Source organism: Bartonella sp. bp_1, assembly GCF_055808085.1.
On sequence record NZ_CM147851.1, the window covers coordinates 292760 to 311663 of the forward strand.

At 45.8% G+C, this 18904-nt stretch carries 19 protein-coding genes and 1 pseudogene; 11 read left to right on the forward strand and 9 right to left on the reverse strand.

Annotated features, from left to right (window positions below; genetic code table 11):
• Positions 1–126: 126 nt before the first annotated feature.
• The 5 genes from ACYZ97_RS01515 (at position 127) to ACYZ97_RS01535 (ending at position 4287) form a co-directional block, all read left to right on the forward strand.
• Complete coding sequence (locus tag ACYZ97_RS01515) at positions 127–1383, forward strand: murein hydrolase activator EnvC family protein (RefSeq protein ID WP_473299711.1); 1257 nt, start codon at positions 127–129, stop codon at positions 1381–1383.
• Positions 1373–2683, forward strand: coding sequence for a S41 family peptidase (locus ACYZ97_RS01520; RefSeq protein WP_473299713.1), 1311 nt, complete (start codon positions 1373–1375; stop codon positions 2681–2683). Before ACYZ97_RS01515 ends, ACYZ97_RS01520 begins: the two co-directional genes overlap by 11 nt.
• 11 nt (positions 2684–2694) lie before the next feature.
• Positions 2695–2940 (forward strand): hypothetical protein, encoded by a 246-nt coding sequence (locus ACYZ97_RS01525; RefSeq protein WP_473299715.1) that lies wholly within the window; start codon positions 2695–2697, stop codon positions 2938–2940.
• Between the two features lie 19 nt (positions 2941–2959).
• Entirely contained in the window at positions 2960–3466 is a 507-nt protein-coding gene (locus tag ACYZ97_RS01530; protein WP_473299717.1) for an RNA pyrophosphohydrolase, read from the forward strand.
• 272 nt (positions 3467–3738) lie between these two features.
• Positions 3739–4287, forward strand: coding sequence for an invasion associated locus B family protein (locus ACYZ97_RS01535; protein WP_473299719.1), 549 nt, complete (start codon positions 3739–3741; stop codon positions 4285–4287).
• Between the two features lie 51 nt (positions 4288–4338).
• Here the strand turns inward: ACYZ97_RS01535 and ACYZ97_RS01540 are convergent, their stop codons facing one another.
• Positions 4339–6642 carry a heavy metal translocating P-type ATPase gene (locus tag ACYZ97_RS01540; protein WP_473299720.1) on the reverse strand — a complete coding sequence of 768 codons (2304 nt, stop codon included), beginning with the start codon at positions 6640–6642 and terminating at the stop codon, positions 4339–4341.
• A gap of 74 nt (positions 6643–6716) precedes the next feature.
• On the opposite strand from ACYZ97_RS01540, the gene ACYZ97_RS01545 reads away from it, so the two are divergent.
• Entirely contained in the window at positions 6717–7154 is a 438-nt protein-coding gene (locus ACYZ97_RS01545) for a MerR family transcriptional regulator (RefSeq protein ID WP_473299722.1), read from the forward strand.
• Between the two features lie 2 nt (positions 7155–7156).
• On the opposite strand, the gene ACYZ97_RS01550 is transcribed toward ACYZ97_RS01545, so the two are convergent.
• Positions 7157–8554 (reverse strand): hemolysin family protein, encoded by a 1398-nt coding sequence (locus ACYZ97_RS01550; RefSeq protein WP_473299724.1) that lies wholly within the window; start codon positions 8552–8554, stop codon positions 7157–7159.
• Positions 8555–8717: 163 nt separating this feature from the next.
• Positions 8718–8930, reverse strand: coding sequence for a heavy-metal-associated domain-containing protein (locus ACYZ97_RS01555; protein WP_473299726.1), 213 nt, complete (start codon positions 8928–8930; stop codon positions 8718–8720).
• A 208-nt stretch (positions 8931–9138) separates the two neighbouring features.
• Here ACYZ97_RS01555 and ACYZ97_RS01560 point away from each other — a divergent pair, with 208 nt between their 5' ends.
• Together ACYZ97_RS01560 and ACYZ97_RS01565 are read left to right on the forward strand one after the other, a co-directional pair.
• Complete coding sequence (locus tag ACYZ97_RS01560) at positions 9139–9432, forward strand: YggT family protein (RefSeq protein WP_473300602.1); 294 nt, start codon at positions 9139–9141, stop codon at positions 9430–9432.
• 6 nt (positions 9433–9438) lie between these two features.
• The gene (locus ACYZ97_RS01565; RefSeq protein ID WP_473299727.1) at positions 9439–9747 is read left to right on the forward strand and encodes a DUF167 family protein; all 309 of its coding nucleotides are present in this window, start codon (positions 9439–9441) and stop codon (positions 9745–9747) included.
• A 164-nt stretch (positions 9748–9911) separates the two neighbouring features.
• Here ACYZ97_RS01565 and ppa read toward each other — a convergent pair whose 3' ends face one another.
• Together ppa and typA are read right to left on the reverse strand one after the other, a co-directional pair.
• The gene (gene ppa / locus ACYZ97_RS01570; RefSeq protein ID WP_473299728.1) at positions 9912–10448 is read right to left on the reverse strand and encodes an inorganic diphosphatase; all 537 of its coding nucleotides are present in this window, start codon (positions 10446–10448) and stop codon (positions 9912–9914) included.
• 53 nt (positions 10449–10501) lie between these two features.
• Positions 10502–12328: a translational GTPase TypA gene (gene typA / locus ACYZ97_RS01575; protein WP_473299730.1), complete on the reverse strand. Its 1827-nt coding sequence runs from the start codon at positions 12326–12328 to the stop codon at positions 10502–10504.
• Between the two features lie 195 nt (positions 12329–12523).
• Here typA and ACYZ97_RS01580 point away from each other — a divergent pair, with 195 nt between their 5' ends.
• Complete coding sequence (locus ACYZ97_RS01580) at positions 12524–13516, forward strand: hypothetical protein (protein ID WP_473299732.1); 993 nt, start codon at positions 12524–12526, stop codon at positions 13514–13516.
• Positions 13517–13518: 2 nt separating this feature from the next.
• The gene (locus tag ACYZ97_RS01585) at positions 13519–14514 is read left to right on the forward strand and encodes a hypothetical protein (RefSeq protein WP_473299734.1); all 996 of its coding nucleotides are present in this window, start codon (positions 13519–13521) and stop codon (positions 14512–14514) included.
• Between the two features lie 30 nt (positions 14515–14544).
• Here ACYZ97_RS01585 and ACYZ97_RS01590 read toward each other — a convergent pair whose 3' ends face one another.
• The 3 genes and pseudogenes from ACYZ97_RS01590 to ACYZ97_RS01600 form a co-directional block, all read right to left on the reverse strand.
• Complete coding sequence (locus ACYZ97_RS01590; protein ID WP_473299736.1) at positions 14545–15663, reverse strand: hypothetical protein; 1119 nt, start codon at positions 15661–15663, stop codon at positions 14545–14547.
• 29 nt (positions 15664–15692) lie between these two features.
• Positions 15693–15934, reverse strand: a pseudogene (locus tag ACYZ97_RS01595) (magnesium transporter); the annotation flags it as partial.
• 70 nt (positions 15935–16004) lie between these two features.
• Entirely contained in the window at positions 16005–16145 is a 141-nt protein-coding gene (locus ACYZ97_RS01600) for a hypothetical protein (RefSeq protein WP_473299738.1), read from the reverse strand.
• Positions 16146–16412: 267 nt separating this feature from the next.
• Between ACYZ97_RS01600 and ACYZ97_RS01605 the strand changes: the two genes are divergently transcribed.
• A complete protein-coding gene (locus tag ACYZ97_RS01605) occupies positions 16413–17411 on the forward strand; it encodes a hypothetical protein (protein ID WP_473299739.1) in 999 nt (332 codons plus the stop codon).
• A gap of 73 nt (positions 17412–17484) precedes the next feature.
• Here ACYZ97_RS01605 and mgtE read toward each other — a convergent pair whose 3' ends face one another.
• The gene (gene mgtE, locus ACYZ97_RS01610; protein ID WP_473299741.1) at positions 17485–18858 is read right to left on the reverse strand and encodes a magnesium transporter; all 1374 of its coding nucleotides are present in this window, start codon (positions 18856–18858) and stop codon (positions 17485–17487) included.
• Positions 18859–18904 lie beyond the last annotated feature (46 nt).

The window sequence follows — 18904 nt, forward strand, 5'->3', positions numbered from 1 at the left end:
AGCTGTATTTCAAGCCAAATATTAGATTTTAAAAAATCCTGCATGTTAACGGATGTTTAGCGCTCCTTGGCTATTCATAGGGCTGCTAACCCCTTTTTGGTCATGATTCGAGTATAAACAGTCAAGATGCGCAAAAGCCTGATTGCCAGATGTGGTTTCCTCGCCGGTTTAATTGTACCGGTTATGGCTGCTTATGCCCAAGACAAGGCTACATTGGAAGGACGCGAGCAAGCCAGCAAAGCCTTGGAGGATGTACGCCAGAACCTTGTGCTTTCTAAAGAGAAAATGGCTGGTCTGATTGCGCAGGTCGATGGCCTTAAAAAGGATCAGCGTACCATTACCGCAGCCTTGGTAACAGCGGCAGCACAAGAGCGGAAAGCCGCTGATAATATCGCTGCAGGCAAAGAAAAGCTGGCTATTTTGACAAGTCAGAAAAATGATGTGCAAAAAAACCTTAATGAGCGGCGCACTGAGTTTGCTGAGGTTTTGGCAGCATTGGAACGAATGGGGTTGAAGCCGCCGCCGGCATTATTGGTGCGTCCCGATGATGCATTGGCATCGGTAAGAAGCTCTGTCCTGCTTGGTGCTGTTGTCCCTGATATGCGTAAAAAGACATTGGCCCTGACGCAGTCGCTGCGTGAATTGACGGCGATTAGCGCATCCATTCGCCAGCAGCAGACGCAATTGGCTGGAGAAATAGACAAACAGGCACAAGAGCAACAGCGTCTTAAATTGCTATTGAGTGAAAAAGCCAAACTGCAAAAGCAGTCAGAAAACGATTTGGTGAGCCAGCGAGCGCAAAATTATGAGCTGGCAGAAAAGGCCAAATCGTTGCAGGATCTGGTCAATGAGTTAGATAGGCTTTCTCGTTCCCGGGATAGTTCGGGACAGAGTATTCCTGAGGGGACAATCCGGCTTCAGGCAGAGGTTGCCTTTGACAGTCTTAAAGGGCGATTGTTGCGTCCTGTGTCTGGTACGGTTTTAAGCCGTTATGGCAGTGAATCTTCCGCTTATAGTGCAGGTGGTCAGGGGGAAACGGTAGAGACAGAACCCAATGCAATCGTGACATCACCGGCAGATGGTGTTGTTGCTTATGCGGGATCATTCCGCTCTTATGGGCAGCTGGTGATTCTTGATGTCGGTGAGAATTATCATGTTCTTCTTGCCGGTATGGGGCGGATGGATGTTACACCCGGCCAGTTTGTGCTTTCTGGCGAACCTATAGGTTCCATGGGCGCACAACTTATTGCGAGTGCAACAGCTTTGGATATAGGCAAAAGCGCGCCAATGCTTTACATTGAATTTCGAAAACAAGGAAAGCCTGTAGATCCGTCACCTTGGTGGGTGCACGGCGAGCGGGAAAGGAATGCTAATGATTCGTAAGATTACTTTGATTGCTGCCGGTGCCTTTTTGGGTGCAAGTTCCATGGTCATGGTCCAGTCTGTTGCTGCCAATGGTGAAAGTGACACTTATCGCCAGTTGGCTATATTTGGTGATGTCTTTGAGCGCGTACGGGCCCAATATGTCACTGTGCCGGATGATAAAAAATTGATAGAGACGGCCATCAACGGTATGCTGACATCGCTTGATCCGCATTCATCCTATATGAATGCAGAAGAGGCCAAGGATATGCGTACTCAGACCAAAGGTGAGTTTGGCGGCCTTGGCATTGAAGTCACAATGGAAAATGATCTCGTCAAGGTTGTCTCACCGATGGATGATACACCAGCTTCCAAAGCAGGTATTCTTGCCGGTGATCTGATAGCAAAAATTAATGGCGATGAAGTCCGCGGCCAGTCATTGAATGATGCCGTTTCCAAAATGCGCGGCGAGGTTGGCGAAGCCATTACATTGACAATCATTCGTAAGGGTGTTGATAAACCCTTTGATGTCAAGCTCGTACGCGATGTCATCAAGATGCAGGCAGTAAAACATCGTGTGGAGAAAGATGTTGGCTATTTGCGGATCAGCCAGTTTACCGAGCAAACCTATGATGACCTTGAAAAAGCGATTGCGGATATTCGCAAGCAGGTTCCAGCTTCAAAGCTTAAGGGTTATGTCGTCGATTTGCGTCTTAATCCGGGCGGACTTCTCGATCAGGCCGTCAAAGTATCGGATGCTTTCCTTGACAAGGGTGAAATTGTTTCGACACGGGGTCGTTCAGCCGATGAAATTATGCGCTTTGATGCCCATAAGGGCGATTTGACAGCGGGCAAGCCGGTTATCGTGCTGATAAACGGTGGTTCGGCGTCGGCATCTGAAATTGTTGCCGGTGCGCTGCAGGATCATCGTCGTGCAACTATTTTGGGTTCCCAGTCTTTTGGTAAGGGTTCGGTACAGACAATCATTCCTCTGGGTGAAAACGGTGCGTTGCGCCTAACGACAGCGCTGTATTATACACCTGCTGGTATTTCTATTCAGGGCAAGGGTATTACACCGGATATCAAGGTTGACCAGCCGTTGCCAGACGAGTTCAAAGGATATAATGTCAATGTTGGTGAATCCGAATTGAAAGGTCATATCAAAGGTAAGGAAGAGGACGATAAAGGATCGGGTTCTTCAGCCTATGTGCCTAAGGATCCCAAAGATGATATCCAGCTCAATGAAGCCTATCAGTTGTTGCGGGGAGAAATGGCCAATGCCGCTTTTCCGCCTAACCCTCAAAAAGGTGTTCCCAATTAGGATTAGTGTATATGAAAAAAATCAAGATTCAAAAAAGTATCGATCATCAAGTGGTAGAGGACTATTCAATACCGGTCTTGTTTATTTCGATGCTTGAAAAATTGATGCCGTCAGCAGCCATAAATGGGTTGAAAGATAAGGGATTTGATATTCAAGCGCTTATTGCAGCTGCGAATGGGCAAGGTCTTTATGATGAAACATTTGAAGTTGTTGAGCATGGTCATGCGACCATGGTCAATGTCAGGCTTTGTCATTGATGTTACATAAGGTTCTATCATGAAAAAGCTTGATATTGGTGCCTTACCTTACCGCAAATGTGTTGGCATTGTTGTCTTCAACAAGCAGGGCAAGGTTTGGGCTGGACGCCGTTTCATGACCAAGAATAATGAACTGGCCGGTGCTTCCAAATTGTGGCAAATGCCACAAGGTGGCATTGATAAGGGAGAGCAGCCTTTGGCTGCCGCCTATCGTGAATTATATGAGGAAACCGGTATTCGTTCGATTGAATTATTGGCCGAAGCACCGGATTGGATTTGTTATGATTTACCAGAAGAATTGATCGGTATGGCATTGAAAGGCAAGTATCGCGGACAGACACAGAAATGGTTTGCCTTTCGCTTTAGCGGAGATGAAGCTGAAATTCAGATAAATCCGCCACCGGATAACAATCCGGCAGAATTCGATGAATGGGCTTGGGTTGATTTGGAAGCGCTGCCTATGATGGTTGTACCATTCAAGCAGGCTGTTTATGAAAAAGTCGTTGCTGCTTTTCGTCATATTTAGGCCTTTTTTTCAAAAGGCTTTTCTGTCTGCATAATGGAATATGACTTTTCAGGTTCTTTATATGAAGTGATGGAAATAAAGCTGTTTAACTACAGGGGCTGTTATATTTAACATGTATTGATGACGTACAGCATGTTTTAGCTGTGTACTGAACATATAATAGATAGTTTTATGCTACTTTTTGACTGGGCTTTTCTTATAGATATGATTAGGTTTTACGAGACGCACAGCGTGTATGTGGAGCCTGATAATCAAAGAATGGAAATATGGTAATGAAAAAATTGATCGCAGCTTTCGCTTTTTGTAGCGTTATTGCATCTGCTAACATTGTAGCGGCCCAAACAGAATCAAAGCCGGGAACGGACACGCTTCCCAATGGCGCATCGTCATTGTCTGAAACTTATGGTCTTTGGTCTGTCAACTGTGCTTTGCAGGACGGCAATAAGTATTGCGGTATGGGCCGTCAGGAAATCAATAATCAAAATCAACCGGTTGTTAATTTGAGCGCTTCGACCGACAAAGATGGAGGTGTTTCAGGTGCCCTCATCGTGCCATTTGGCATTCTTGTCAGCAAACCGATTGTGTTACAGGTTGATGATAGCAAAACGGTTATTAATACGGCGGTGCGCACGTGTATGCCGCAAGGCTGTCTTGTTCCTGTCAGCTTTGACAAGAACACAATCGCTGCCTTACGTGCAGGCAAAGCTTTAAAAATTTCTGCGACATCAGCGGGAAATGGCGAGCCTAAGATTGATAATCTTTTTGTTCAGCTTGAAGGTTTTGGCGGTGCTTTGGATCGTCTTATCGCCCTTAAAAAATAAATGTAATAAGTGACGTTAAAAAGCGGTGCATCAGACACCGCTTTTTTATGATTATGGTTTATGATCCGCCTTGAATGGCAACAACCGCAAGGCATTGAGCGTTACCAGGACAGTTGCACCCGTATCAGCCAGAATGGCAATCCATAAACCTGTCTCACCCATGACGGTTGTCATAAGGAATAAGAATTTAAGCCCTAAAGCAATGCCGACATTTTGACGTATATTGCCCATTGTTGCCCGTGAAAGACGTATCAGTGCGGGAACATCTTTGATACGGTTACGCAAAATGGCGGCATCTGCTGTCTCTAAAGCAACATCGGTGCCTGATCCCATGGCGATGCCAACATCGGCAGCGGCCAGAGCCGGCGCGTCGTTGATGCCGTCACCAACCATGGCGATCTTTCGGTTTTGACGCAGTTCGCGGATTGCATCGGCTTTCATTTCTGGCATTAGTTCTGCTCTAACATCCATATTTAAAAGATTGGCAATAGCGGTGCCCGTGCGTTTATTGTCACCCGTTAGCATCACGCTTTGAATGCCGAGGGATAAAAGATCGGCAATGGCCTCTTGTGCATCGGTGCGCGGTTCATCGCGTAGTGCAATAAGGCCGATTGCCTTTTTATCGACAATGATGGCGATAACTGTTTTGCCTTCATCTTCAAGAGCGTTTGTTTTGTCCGATAAAGACTGGTCAAATGTGCCAAACTCGCTAGCAAAGCGGGGAGCACCTATAAAAATATCACTATTGTTGCTTTTTCCGACAATGCCTTTGCCTGCCAAAGCCTTGATTTGGGTGGCGGCTGCGGGTTCAAGCCCATCCTGTTCGGCACGATTGACAATTGCACGTGCAAGCGGATGGCTTGCTTCGCGTTCCAGTGCGTAGGCTAGCGATAATAATGTGCTTTCTTGATCTGTATGGGTAATAATATCGGTAACAACCGGCTCTCCTTTGGTCAGTGTTCCAGTTTTATCAAAAGTAATACAGTCAATCTTGCTCAGGTTTTCAATGATATTGCCACCTTTGACCAGCAAGCCACTTTTGGTGCCGGCTGAAAGGCCGGAAGCAATGGCCGCCGGTACAGATATGACAAGGGCGCAGGGGCAGCCGATCAGCAAGAGCGCTAAGGCACGATATGTCCATTGATACCACTGGCCATCGAAGAGCGGTGGCACTAGGGCGACAAGTAGAGCAAAACCGACAATGATCGGCATATAGATGCGGGCAAAGCTATCAATAAAACGCTCTGTCGGCGCCTTGGCATCCTGTGCTTCTTCAACCAGTGCAATGATGCGGGCAATTGTATTATCCTGACTTAGGCTCCCGACATTGATGCGCAGGGTTGCTTCGGTGTTGATAGAACCGGCATAGACTTTGTCCCCTGTCGATTTGATGACCGGAATGGATTCACCGGTTACCGGTGATTCATCAATGCCGGATGTACCGTTTAAAATATGTCCGTCAGCGGCGATCCGATCACCCGGTCGCACCATGATTGTATCATTAAGTTTCAGGGTATCGACATCGACTTCTGTGAGTGTGCCGCCTTGTTCGATCCATGCCGTTTTAGGGGCAAGTTCTCCCAGAGCTTTGATGCCTGCGCGTGCACGTCCTGCTGCAATTCCCTCCAGGACTTCTCCGACACAAAACAGAAAGACAACAATGGCGGCTTCTTCTGTGGCATTGATAAAGATGGCGCCGATAGCGGCAATCGTCATCAGCATTTCGATGGTAAAAGGGCTGCCGTTTTTGACGGCACTAAAGGCACGTTTGGCAATGGGAAGGAGCGCTGCTATTGTCGCAATGGTAAATACCCAAAATGATATATTGACGCTGGTGCCGGAAGTTATTCGCAGTTCTGGTAGGAGAAAGGAAACAGCATAAGCGATGGTCACTAAAAGGCCGGATGTAATAACCGCTTTGCCTTTGGAAGTTTGCCACCACTTTTTTTCAATTCTGTCTTTGCTTGTCTGGGGAGTGTTTGTCGTGATAGCTGTCAGCTGATAGCCGAGCGAGCGAACAGTCTTTTCGACTTGCTCTCGACTGGTGCTTTGGTCATCAAGTGTTAGTGCCAGCCTCTCACGGGTCAATGAAACATGGACATTGTCGGTGCCGGGAAGACGTTTTAAAGCTGTCGTAATTGTTGCCGCGCATGATGCGCAATCCATACCTTCCACATGCCATATAAGGCTGCCACGGGCATCGGTTACATTATCCTCAAGCGGAGTTGACGTGCAGCAACCATCATGATGATGGTGTTCATGTTCATGTTCATGTTCATGTTCATGTTCATGTTCATGTTCATGTTCATGGCTTTCAGCATGGTTGTGGTCGTGGTTGCTTTTTAGGCTGCTCATGGTTTTCTCCACTGGTTTTTTCTGCTCGCCTATTCTATATAATCCCTGTAGTCGCTACAGGTTCAAGAGGAAAAATGAAAAAAACAAATTTTTCTATTGGTGATCTTTCAAAAATGACCGGATGCAATATCGAGACTATTCGTTATTATGGCAAGATTGGTTTGCTGCAAGAGGCGGAGCGGACCAGTGGTAATCAGCGCCGTTATTATCAGGACCACTATAATCGTCTATTATTCATTCTTCATGCGCGTGAATTGGGTTTTTCTATCGAATCAATCAGGCAGTTGATTGCACTTTCTAATCATCCCGATGAGCCATGCCATCAGGCCGACGAGATTGCCCAAGAGCAGTTGAAAGAAGTGCAGAATAAAATTATGCGGCTGAAACTTCTGGAAAAGGAGTTGAAGCGTATGACCGAACAGTGTGAAAATCATACGGTGCATGATTGTAAGGTGATTGAAATGCTGGCATCTTGTGGTGCTTGTTATAGCGAGCATCATAAAGTGAGATAAGTTCAGGATTCCGGTTCATCTCCGGCTTTTCCAGCTTCTTTTACAATCGGCTCAATCGAGTTGACTGCAACCCGTGTAATACGATGGCCCGTTTTGGTATGAACTTCGAAATGCAATCCGTCATAGTCGAATCCGGCTCCAACTTCGGGTATCCGCTTTAAACGTTCAAGCACAAAGCCGGCAACCGTATGGTAGGAATGTTTGTCATGAATGCCGAAATTAGGGCGTCGCAATTGTTGGCGGAAGTCATCCATGGATATGCCCGCATCGAAAATGCGCTGCTCAATTAGCGGGTTTTCATCTTCACCGTTTTCAGTGCCGACAATTGGTAGCGCATCGGCATCGCCAGCTAACGCATCAAAAAGATCATGCGTTGTTACCAGTCCCTGTATTTCACCATAATAATCTACAGCAAGTGCAAATTCGATACGGTCACGGCGGAATTGGTCGATGACACGTAATATTGGTGCATTTTCACTGATGATCAAGGCTGGTTTAATTATATTTTTAGGTAGCGTTTTTTTTGATGGATCAATCGACAGCACAGATTTTGCTGTAACCATGCCGATTTCATCGCTTTCCGGTGTACGTACAGGAAAACGGGTGTGGGGACTTGCAATGATCAGCTTTCGGATGTCTGAAAGGGGAGCGCTTGGATCAATCCATTGGAAGTCCACATGTGGTGTCATGCAGCTTGCAATACGCCGGTCGGCAATATTGAGCGCGCGATTGACCAGATCTCCTTGTGCTTCACGGATAAGGCCTGCACGACTGGCTGCTGTAAACAGCAGTTTGAGTTCTTCCGGTGAGTGAACATGATCTTCTTCCGAAGCATTTTGCAAACCGGCTTTATGTAAAAGCCAGTTGGCAAGACCATTCAGTACAGCAATAGCAGGGCGGAAAACAAACCGGAAAAAAGCCAATGGGCGCACAACAGCAATCGAGACCATTTCCGCTTTCTGGATGGCAAGGCTTTTCGGCATCAGCTCGCCCAATACAATATGCAGGATCGTGATGAAAGTAAAAGCGATCACCATCGAGATGCCGTGACTGCCGATTGCATCAAATGGTGCGGGCATATTTGCAAAAAGTGGATGCAGTAATGTGGCAATAGCCGGTTCACCGATCCAGCCCAAGGCCAGAGACGATAGTGTGATGCCTAACTGGGTTGCGGCAAGATAGGCGTCGAGATGTTGGCTGGCTTTTTCCAGATCATTAGCGATTTTATGGCCTTCATTTTTGAGCTGTTCGATACGTGAGCGGCGTACGGCAACAAGTGAAAACTCTGCAGCCACAAAAAAACCGTTGGCGCCGACCAGCAGGATAACAGCCAGAAGATTAAGTAAAATCGACCAATTAAACCCGTCCATGTTGACAGACTTCTCCTTATGCGTGGCCATTGCAATTGGCCCAAATATCAATCATAATGATTGCTTATGTCTATGTCATTTTAAATGCCGGAATGCAAAGTGCAATTCTGTATAAACATTGGTATCATTGATTTGTCGAATAAAAATGGTGCGAAAAATCGCACCATTTCAAAAGTAATATGGGAGGAGAGCCTCAGATCGTTTTCGGTGTGTAGCCTGCTTCTTCAATAACTGTTTTCAGTTTATTTGCATCGCTGGGGCCGATGATGCTGACTTTGTGGGAACTCAGGTCGGTCTCGACGCGGGCACCGGGAAAGGCATCTTCAACAGCATTGGTAATGGTTTTAACGCAATGGCTGCAGGTCATATCATCGACCTGAAAGGTGATTTTATCCGATTGGGACATGGCGGTTTCTTTCATAAGGTTTGATATGTTTACCATTATGGGGGCTTCCCCTAGGGGAAGGTCAAGAGGCTTTCATTTTTCTTTGTATTTTTTATTATTATGGCTTCCAGTCGTGCTCGTTCATTAAAAAAGACGGTACCTTTAACGATCAACACTTGTCGATTGGCGATTGAGCGTCTACATCTCATGAAACTTTATGGAGAAGACTATGGTTGGTGCTTTGGTTGTTACATTGGTGCGTGCGCTTGATTTCTATATTATGATATTGATCGCTAATGTCGTGTTTTCATGGCTCTATGCCTTTAATGTAATCAATGTGCGTAATCGTTTTGTTTCAATGGTGGCAACATTTCTCTATTATGCAACCGAACCTTTTTTAGGCCCTATACGCCGTATTTTACCGCGCCTTGGTCCGATTGATATTTCGCCGATCATTCTTTTCTTTATCATTATTTTTATCCAGAGTGCTGCAATCAATATTTATAATGGCATGTGGTTCTGATTGGTCATGCCAAGCTTCTATCGCACGGATGGCGAAGGGCTTTTAATTTTTGTACGCCTGACGCCGAAATCGGCCAAGGATGTGATTATCGGCATGGAAGAAACTGCAGATGGCAAAGTGCATCTTCATGTTAAAATCCGTGCCGTGCCGGAAGATGGCAAGGCCAATAAAGCGTTGATCAAATTTTTGGCTAAACAATGGAAAATTCCCGCTTCATCACTTACACTTGTCAGTGGCTCAACCTCACGTATCAAGACCCTACGTTTCGAGGGGAATGACGATAGTTTGCTCAGCCAGTTGGAGCAATTAATATAATTGGAACTGTTATAATCAGGATATTGTCGATTATCGCGTAGTCGATAAAAGATGATATTAAAACGGCATTGAAGACGTTTCATATAAAGTTGGTTCTTCATATTGAATTTCATTCAATAAAAAAGCCCGCATAAAGCAGGCTTTTTGTTTCTTGAAATCAAAGCTTATTTCTTGGCCTTCTTGGCGCGTTCGATCGCTTGAACCACCATTTCACGGGCATAGTCTTCATCTTTCCAGCCATGTATTTTTACCCATTTTCCGGGTTCGAGATCCTTATAGTGCTCGAAAAAGTGTTCAATCTGTTTCAGCGTAATTTCTGGCAGATCTTTATAGTCATGGACATGCACATAGCGCTGGGTCAGCTTGGGGGTGGGCACAGCAATGATTTTTTCATCCTTGCCACCGTCATCTTCCATCATTAAAACACCGACAGGGCGTACATTGATGACGCAACCGGGAACCAGTGGACGGGTATTGCATACCAGAACGTCAATCGGGTCGCCATCTTCTGACAATGTATGTGGTACAAAGCCGTAATTGCCGGGATAAGTCATTGGAGTATAAAGAAAACGGTCGACAAAAAGTGCACCGGATTCCTTATCCATTTCATACTTGATCGGCTGTCCGCCAACCGGAACTTCAATTACGACATTGACATCTTCCGGCGGGTTCTTGCCGATTGCAATTGCATCAAGGTTCATTACATCATCCTTTCACTTAGGATCTGACACGGAAAGTGCCAGCAGGAAAATTGTCAAGCAGAGCCTGACGACCGGGTCTTCTCAAAACGTTTGCGCTCATTCGGATCAAGATAGAGCTTGCGCAAGCGAATATTCTTTGGCGTAACCTCCACCAATTCATCATCTTGAATCCACGACAATGCGCGTTCTAGAGTCATTTTGATCGGTGGTGTCAGTTTGACAGCCTCATCCTTGCCAGCAGCGCGGATGTTCGTCAATTTTTTACCTTTAAGCACATTCACTTCCAAATCATTATCGCGTGAATGGATGCCGATAATCATACCCTGATAGACCTTGACACCGGCATCAATAACCATCGGGCCGCGGTCTTCAAGGTTAAAGAGGGCGTAAGCGACCGCTTCACCATTGTCGTTGGAAATCAGAACGCCATTGACGCGTCCACCGATCTCCCCCTTGTAGGGTTCATAGGCATGAAAAAGACGGTTCATAACAGCAGTGCCACGTGTGTCGGTCAATAGTTCCGATTGGTAACCGATAAGGCCGCGTGTCGGCGCATAAAAGACAAGGCGCACACGGTTTCCGCCTGAAGGGCGTAATTCAACCATTTCCCCTTTACGTTCAGACATTTTTTGCACAACAGTGCCTGAATATTCCTCATCAACGTCGATTACGACTTCTTCGATCGGTTCCAGTGTTTCACCATTTTCATTTTTTTGCATGACAACACGTGGACGCGAGACTGAAAGCTCAAAACCTTCACGGCGCATGTTTTCAATTAGAACGGCAAGCTGCAACTCTCCGCGACCGGATACATAGAAAGAATCTTTGTCGGCAGATTCTTCGATTTTCAACGCGACATTGCCTTCGGCTTCTTTCAATAGACGGTCACGGATGACACGGCTTGTCACCTTGTCACCTTCCGTACCGGCCAATGGGCTGTCATTGACAAGAAAGCTCATGGTAACTGTCGGCGGATCAATCGGCTGGGCCGTCAGCGGCTCGCTAACGGCAGGATCGCAGAATGTATCGGCAACTGTTCCTTTTTGAAGCCCTGCAATGGCGACGATATCACCGGCAACACCTTCTTCGATCGGTTGGCGCTCAAGGCCACGGAAAGCGAGGATTTTCGAGATACGACCATTTTCAAGCAATTTGCCATCCTGTCCCAGAACTTTGACAGCTTGATTGGGCTTGATCGAACCGGAATGGATACGGCCGGTGATGATGCGGCCCAGAAATGGATCGGCTTCCAAAATTGTACCGATCATACGGAATGGACCTTCGGCAACGGTTGGTGCTGGAACATGCTTGCATACCAGATCAAAGAGAGGAGCAAGCCCTTGGTCTTTGGGGCCCTCAGGATTTTCAGCCATCCAGCCGTCACGGCCTGAACCGTAAAGAATTGGAAAGTCGAGCTGTTCGTCGGTTGCATCCAAGGCGGCAAACAGGTCGAACACCTCGTTAATGACTTCATCGGGACGGCCATCGGGACGGTCGATCTTGTTGATGGCGACAATTGGACGAAGGCCGACTTTCAAGGCTTTGCCGACGACGAACTTTGTCTGTGGCATCGGGCCTTCGGCAGAATCGACCAGCACAATAGCGCCGTCCACCATATTAAGGATACGTTCAACTTCACCGCCAAAATCGGCGTGTCCAGGAGTGTCAACGATATTGATGCGGGTATCTTTCCAAACAACTGATGTGGCTTTTGCCAGAATGGTGATGCCGCGTTCGCGTTCGATGTCGTTGGAATCCATCATGCGCTCGGATGTGCGCTGGTTCTCGCGGAAATTACCGGATTGTTTAAGGAGTTCGTCGACAAGTGTTGTTTTGCCATGGTCAACGTGGGCAATGATGGCAATATTGCGCAATTGCATAAATCTGTCTTCTTTTCGTCACTGGATTTTCGTCTGAGATTGACAGGTTTGGAACCGGCTCATCCCGTGCTTGCAGCTCTCTTACAGGTTTTTCACTGGATTTGGAAGGGGACGATGCATTTTTCTTGTTTCGTCTATCGGGGATTGTTGATTATAGTGGTTGGAAATAGGGGTTGAATTCAATCGATGAGGAATATGATGAGACGTTTTATGGCGGGATTATGTCTGTCATTACTGGCTTTTGGGGGGGCTCATGCCGAGGAGTGGAAAAATATAAGAACAGGCAAAAGTTTTAACGTGCCGGCCTTTTTGAATATATCGGAAGTTGTTCCTGGCCAGTCTTACTCGATTTGGAATAAGGACGAGGGCTATCTCGTTGGGCAGATGCAGCTTATGCGTGAACGCATTGATGATATTGCCTATTTTCTGGATGAACGCGTTGAAAATATCAAAACAGATTTGGTTGCTCCACAATTGGACCAGTCATGGAGCAGCTATCCGCTTGGGAAAGAAACAGCCTATCATTTATCCTTTCGGGCTATGCCGGATAATCTGGGTGCAGACGTGATGGTCAATTACGATATGCGGCTTGTGGCTACCGACACATTCTATTGTCAGATCATGGTGCATGATTATACCGGTGATGTATCTCAGCCGGAAGCAACGCCGGAAGAAAAATCACAATTGGAAAAATTTTCTGATTCTTTTTTGAAAACCTGCCTTTCGGATGCAGAGATTCATAGTCTGCCGATTGTTGCTACATGGAAGAATCCGTTAAGCGACAAGACCATTAATATTGCCCCGAACTGGGAAGGTATAGAAGCGCCAAAATCTCCAAAGCAGTTTCCGCCACGTCAGCAGAAGTTAATGGTCTATTTTAACAATGGGCAATCAGCCAATCTAAACTTGATGGTCTATGATAAGAAGTTTAATCGCGACAATAGTCTTTCAAGCCACATCATTCAGGCGTTGGTTGATAAGACGACAACGCAAAAAGAGATTGCGGGCCATAAGGTTGAGATTGTCAAAGGCTGCGGAAAAGCCGGTTATCGTTGCAATGAAATATGGAGATTTGCAACGGATCAATATCAGGTTGATATTGATCTTTCTCAAAACAAAGGTCAGTCGGTTAGTAATGACAGCATGGCTTTGATTCAGGCTTTGGTTGAAAGTATGGATAAGGAATAGGGATGTATAAATTTTTCAGATACTTACTTGGCATTATTGCTTTAGTACTCGTTTGTACACAGATGGGAAATGCAGAGACATTTCTTAATGCGCGCACGGGCAAAAGTGTAAAAGTGCCTGAAAATCTCTCTATTCGCCAGACACAGCCGTTGCAATTCTATGATATAATCAATGAAACCCTGCGGAATGGTTATAGCGGCACCATTGCAATCCGTCGCGCAATCCGGTTTGATTTGGTGCAATTCGAGAAATACTATGTTGAAACCATCCGTCAATCGAATGACGAGTTCAGGATAGAGCAGGATTGGACCCCCTATAAAATTGACGATCATGACGCATGGTCAATGGTAACGGAGGAAATGCGCGATCTGGGTCAACATTCAGCACCGCAAATGATCGAGTTTCGAATTCTTCCGGCCAAGGACTTTTACTGCTCGGTGCGTTTTGTGCGTGACGAGCCGAATATCATCAAAGGCCGGGTTATGGAAAACAATGACGAGATATCTGCCTTTGCCGATAATATCTTAAAAAGCTGTATCACCGATCAGCAGATGAAAAGCCTGCCGGTTACCGGCAGTTGGACAAATTCCCTGACCGGAAAGTCGCTTGATATTCCTGCAATTTGGGAGGGTGTGGAAGGGTCTGCGTCCGAAACCGGATCAAATCAGGATACAAAGCCGCTAACTGTCTTTTTCAATGATGGTGATGAAAACCGTGTATCTTTGTTTATGGTTGCAAAGGATTCGTCCTTTAGGGAAGGGGTGATGGAAATGCGCACCCGCATGATGGAGAATGCGATCAGGGACAAGCAGATGGTCAATGGTAAAGAGATCGCTATTATGAAGGGCTGTATGGAAAAAACCATGCTCTGCCTTGAAGCATGGTCCTATGAGGGGCCGCAATATTTCACCATAGTGGAAGCATCATTGCAAAAAGGAAAGACAATATCTGACGCGACAAAGGCTTTCATGACAGCATTGTTCGGCACGATTGATTGAGCCTTACGGGCGACCGCAGTCAGGTGAAACTCACGGACAGACCAAAGCACGGATTTTTTCATAAACTGGTCTGGCAGCGTCGTTTTCGCTACTCCACGCTGCATTGAGGTGTATCATGACACCGAAATAATGATCGGGCCGCGGCAGATCGGTTGTGCCGCGCATGGCAAAGGAAATTATCTCTTTGACATACGCCGTGCGGCAATCTATCTGGTTGTAAGAATAGGTAGAAGTCTGTTCTTCTGGATGACCATTGTCCTCATCACCCATTTTTTGCCAATAGCTGACATAGTCTTTTTGCCAATAGCTGACATAGTTTTTTTCATGTTGCAGCGATGATTGATCAATCTGGAGGCTCTCATCCTTATCGGCATTAATCCAATCCGGATTTTCAGGTGGTAAGGTAAATTGTTTATACTGCTCAGGTATCATGTCTGGTATGTCGGGGACATGTTTTATATTTTCCATCAGTTCGGCAATGTTGACAGGGGATTCAATCTTGGGTGCGACTTTGAGATAATTTGCATGTTGTTCCAATGCTGGTTTATCTTTAAAAACCGTATTGATACGGCTGATCTGTTTTTCATCAAGAATGTAGATGCTGCCATCTTTGGATGTTGCCAAACCGTTGTACAGGTTTTCAAATAATAGCGGGTCAAGATGAAGCGGATAAGGTGATTTTGCGCCTTCAATCCGGCAGAGGAAATCTGCACCGGCTTCATCGGCATCTTCACCCTTGATGTGTCCTGGTATAATGTAGCCACCGTTAAAGTCATATGACAGGTTGCGCATGTCGATATAGATCAAAGAGTGATTAAATTCATCATCTCCGTAATAGGTAACATTTTGAAATCGGATTTCACGCGGAGCATTGCAATCAATCTTTTGAGTATATTTGACGATAAGATAGTTTTTTTCTTGAATATCAACTTCTGGGAAGGAAAAAACATCGATTATGATATTGGAACCTTCTTTATGGTAAGATGAACGGTCGAAGTAGAGAGCTTCATATTTTTTGGTATAGTATAGCCACCAGCGCGGTGCATTATCGGCAAAGAAATCGACTTTGTTCTGATTGTCAGCAAAAGCCGGAAACAGAGACAGAAGCAAAGCAGTAACCATGACTATAATTTTGGTAAAAGCGTGCATCTCATCTCCGTTAGTATAGTGGACTATCCTTATGACAATGTTTCGGTCAAAATTGTGACGGTGATGGAAAAATAGATCACAATACCGCTGACATCGACGAGTGTTGCCACAAAGTGTGCCGAAGCGCTGGCTGGGTTAAAGCCGAAGCGTTTCAGGATAAAGGGCAGCATGGAGCGACCATAGAGCCTAAGGTTGCGAAGATTGTCAGTGCAATCAGTAGCCAGTGTTCGTCACAATTATAGATGCCGAGTTGTTGCCAAAGGATAACGCGCACAAAACCAAGCGCTCCGCGTATGATATCCAGTGCCAGTCGGATGGAACGGCGATAAATTCCATTGTCATCAAGGCACCCGCCGTATCAGCTGGATAGGCGGCAAGTTTTGTACTTCCGTGCGGGTCAGCGGCAGCAAAAGTGCAAACAGCCTGTTGCGGGTTGCCTCGTCCATTTCTTGAAAAACGTCTGCGGCCTCATCTGCCGACATGCCGTCAAGAATGGCGCTGGCGCGCTCGGTGGTAGCATTTTCAATATCTTTGCAGGGGCTTCCAGTTCCGGCTTATTGAAGAGGTCGATCACGAAAGCAAACGGCAGTTTTTCAAGGATGTTGACTTTTCCATCCTACGGTAATGTATTGATAATATCGATGACATCGGTAAAGCGCATATGGGTGAGCGCATGGATGCTTGGCAATTTGTTATGACAATCTGACATTCATGCAGGCGCTGGTTGAAAGTATGAACAAGGATTAAAGATGTATAAAGTTTTTAGATATGCATTCGTCATCATGGCTTTGGTCTTGGCATTTACACAGATGGGAAATGCCAAGACTTTCCTTAATGAGCGCACGGGAAAGAAAGTTAATATCCCAGCCCGTATTATATTGATGCAAACGGCACCGGGGGAATCCTATCGAATTTATGACAAAGATCATTATCGCCTCCGCGGTACGATAGGCATAAGACGTTTAAACCAGTTTGACTGGGAACAATTCAAGCAGACTTTTATGCAAAATATGCGGTTTTCAGTAGATGAGTTTTCTGTTCTTCATGATTGGGAAGAACACAAAATTGACGGACATAAAGCGTGGCGCATTATGACGAGCGAAGTTGCTAACACAGTTTTGTCGCCTGAGCCCGCGACATACGATATACGCATTTTGCCGGCCAACGGGTTTTATTGTCTTGTTCGTTTGAACCGCCGGGATATTGCAGGTAATACTGGCAGCGATACGGATAATTATGACGCGCTGACGGTTTTTGCCGACGATGTGTTGGAAAGCTGTATATCTGATCAACCGATGAAAAGTCTCGAGATTAGCGGACAGTGGACAAATTTTATCACTAAAAAGAGCATCAACTTGCCCGCCAATTGGGAGGGAAGCAGGTTGCGTGATCCTGAAAGTGGCGAGCCGGTTGAACGCGATGACGGTACAGTTGCCTATTTCAATGACGGTAACAAAGGCCAGGTGACCATCTATATGCTGACCAATGGGGCCACAAAAAAAGATGATTTTTTAACCGCGCGTATTATTTATAGCATGGAGAACAAGAAAGAGGAGCAACGCCGGATTGACGGCAAAAACATTAAAGTTGTCAGTGGATGCCTTAAAAAAAGCGCAAGCTGTTATGAGATATGGTCTTATGAGAATAAAGGCTATTTTACCGATATTCATATATCGTATGTAAGAGGCGAGAATGTTAGTGATGAAGTCCATAACTTTGCCTCTTTATTACTCGAGACAGTGGATTGACTGTTGGTTTCCAACATAAAGTAGAGCATTGCGATCGTCTATTGTTTCATATTGCTCCACAGGTATCTGAAAATTATAACAAGGTACCTGTTAAAATAGCCGCTGCAATGGAAAAATAGATCGCAATGCCGCTGACATCGACAAGTGTTGCTACAAAAGGCGCGGAAGCGCTTGCCGGATCAAATCCGAACCGTTTCAGGATAAAGGGCAGCATGGAACCGACTATGGAACCAAAGGCAACAATACCAATCAAGGTCGCAAAAATTGTCAGTGCAATGAGCAACCAATGTTCGCCATAGTCATAGATGCTGAGTTGTTGCCACAAAATGACACGTACAAAACCGAGTGTCCCTAACATCCCCCCCAAGGCCAGTCCTGTTGGTAACTCTCGTTTGATAACCTTCCACCAATCGGATAATTTGATTTCACCCAAGGCAAGTGCACGGATGATGAGTGATGTGGCCTGTGAGCCCGAATTGCCGCCAGAACTCATAATCAATGGAATAAACAGGGTTAGGACGATGGCTTTTTCCAATTCGTCTTCAAAGTGCTGCATGACCGATGCTGTCAGCAATTCGCCTAGAAACAGTACAGCTAGCCAGCCCCCACGCTTTTTGAGCATATCAAAGAGACCTATTTGCATATAGGGCTTATCAAGAGCCTCCATGCCACCAAATTTATGTGCATCTTCACTGCTTTCTTCGACAATGGCATCTAGCACGTCATCGACAGTTACAATGCCGATGACGTGGTTTGTATCATCCACGACAGGTACAGATAAGAGATCATAACGACGAAACAGCCGTGCTACATCCTCACGATCGGTCAGGGCAGATATAGTGATCGGATTGACATCTTTGGCAATATCCAGAATATTATCGGTTGGATCAGCCAAAACCATCATGCGCAATGAAACAGCCTTTAACAAAGTGCTGTTGCGTGGATCAATCACATAGCTTGCATAGACTGTTTCTCTCGTGCGCTCGACAGCACGAATATGGTCTAGTGCTTGTTTGACCGTCCAGTCGGCAGGGACAGCAATAAATTCTGTTGTCATCAAGGCGCCTGCCGTATCGGATGGATAGGCAGCAAGCTTTTGTACTTCGGCTCGTGTGAGCGGCAGAAGTAATGCAAATAGTTTTTTGCGTGCCTCAATATCCATTTCTTGAAAAACATCAGCCGCCTCATCTGCTGACATGCCGTCAAGAATGGCGCTGGCGCGTTCAGGAGACAATGCCTGTAATATTTGGGCCGGCATTTGCAGTTCCGGTTTGTCAAAAAGTTCAATGGCAAAGGCTAGTGGAAGTTTCTCGATAACGGCAACTTTTTTGTTAAGTCCAAGAACATTGACAGCGTCAATCGCATCGACAGAATGTAAATGGCTCAAATGTTCGGCAAGTGTCTCGGCCGTTTGCATTCGAGATGCTTTTTTCAAATTTTTATTCATTCAATACGTCTTGTCATTAAGGTGTTGCAAAAATATGAATTGAAAT